The organism is Lentibacillus kimchii, from assembly GCF_042666895.1.
GTDB classification, from domain to species: Bacteria; Bacillota; Bacilli; order Bacillales; family Amphibacillaceae; genus Lentibacillus; species Lentibacillus kimchii.
The window spans coordinates 1-2001 of sequence record NZ_JBHTGR010000042.1 but is presented as its reverse complement, the minus strand read 5'-3'; the positions used below and the strand labels follow the sequence as shown (position 1 = coordinate 2001).

Annotated in this window: 1 protein-coding gene; it reads right to left on the bottom strand. The window is 33.2% G+C overall.

Annotated features, from left to right (window positions below; all coding sequences use genetic code 11):
• Positions 1 to 520: 520 nt before the first annotated feature.
• Complete coding sequence (locus ACFQU8_RS10030; RefSeq protein ID WP_382359424.1) at positions 521 to 874, bottom strand: hypothetical protein; 354 nt, start codon at positions 872 to 874, stop codon at positions 521 to 523.
• Positions 875 to 2001 lie beyond the last annotated feature (1127 nt).

Genomic DNA, 2001 nt, shown 5'->3' with positions numbered 1-2001 from the left:
AAAGCAGCAGCAGGCTGCTTAGAGGAATTTTAAAAAAATACACATTAGAAATTCTGCAGGTCTTTGCGTTTTTAATAAGAGCAATTATGAAATTGATTCATATAATAAATTAAAGCATATATTATCCAACGATTGATTTGTGTTACGTCACTGAGTGGTCCTGTCAGAAATAAGATGAAAACTATGATTAAAGATATCCCAATGATGACGGCATTATAATATACATTTTATCCCATAATCTGTGTTTCAGGAATGTGTCACTTTTCTTAGTCTGAAAGTACATCAATACGCTGAGTAAACCAATTACGATTACTAAAAACATAGCCGTCATCAATGCCGATGTATTAATCACGTCGGTTGAAGAAAAAGGCACTCCTATATCTTTCTTAAACATGTCTGCTACAAATGCCAGCGCTATCAGTAAAGCAATAATAATACCTTGAAATAAAGTCCATCGTGAAAAGAGTATAGTGTATCACTCCCCTGCATTAATCCGTTAAATGGCCTGATTGCTTAAAAACTACATTGATATGATGAATAGTCCTAACGCCATATATATTGTTAATAAAATACTTAGAAAGATACTAAGCAGTGATACTAATATATTGTTTTTGACCTCTTTAATCCCAATAATAAAACCGTATAATACTATTCCCCACCAAACCACATTAAAAATCTTTTCATCGACATTTACTAGTGCTTTATTAAAAAACAATGATAGGATAAGTAATATTTGAAGGACAAGAGCGCTTATGCCTATTAGTGTTGGTTTCCTCATCATACTGGGTTTCTTTCGATATATTATGACACCAGCAGCTATGAAAACCAACGTAAGAAATAATACAAAAAGCATAATCAATTCCATAAAACTCATAAACTACCTCCACGTTTTGTTTCTAGCCTTCTTCCACGAAATCGCCCGATAACGGCACAATTCTTATTCCATAATCGCGCTCGTTCGTTAAATTAACGTGAACGACACAATTAAATAAAAAATTGCAAATAACATTGCCGCGACCAATATTAAGGTACCTTGGGTTATTAAAAAGGCTTTTAATACACCTTTTTGTTTACGCATTGAATATTCTTTAGCAAAAAACAAGTGAAGTGGAATTAAAAATAATGAAAAACAAAAACCAACACCCAGGCAAACAGATATGAACCGAACAAATCCGGGTACATTCGTTTCAAAAAAGTAATCAGATAAACCGAATAAAGGCAATCCATACCAAAACCCGACTGTAAGAATCAATAAAACAAATGTGCTTAAAGTCAAAAATATATTTTTCTTCATCGTTTGCAAATATAACCGCATTATTCTCACACTTAATTTCCAGAAAATATATAATTATTTAGTGTATGGGGGCATTACTATTATAAGGGAAGAATCTTTTTGACATAAAAACACCTCTAGTTTCCGCAACCTGGCTCAATTCTCGAACATCGCTATACCGCAATCACGCCCGAGAACAGTCGATTAAAACAGTTAATTATTCTTTTTAACTTGTTCACTTATGGTGGCTAATTTCTTTTCAATTCTATCCAGTTGTCTAGATCGCTTTGACCGTGAGCGAAAAGCTGACACGATAAGGACAATAATCACTATAAAAACAACTAGAAACGCTAACTGAGATATCATATCTTCCAGATGCCATCCTCCAATAGAAGCCAAATTATAAATAATAAATACCTCCTTTTCACTTAACTAAATGGCCCGATTCCGGCGTTATGCTTAGTCCGGAATTGTGCCATTTTCCGGACGACTATTAGTATATTTATTATTAAACTAAAGAACCTAATAGTTTTAATATCTAAAGTCTACTTCTTATTGTTTTTGTTCAATTCTTCATTTATTTTTTTAAGTTCTTCAGTTTGTGCAAGGATGTTATGGTTAACTTTGAGAGCGTAAAATAGTTTGTGTAAATCGCAATGACTCAATAATGGTCATAGAAAAAGGAAGACCCTTTCCTGTAGAATAGAGTTAGCCAAAACACACCCACA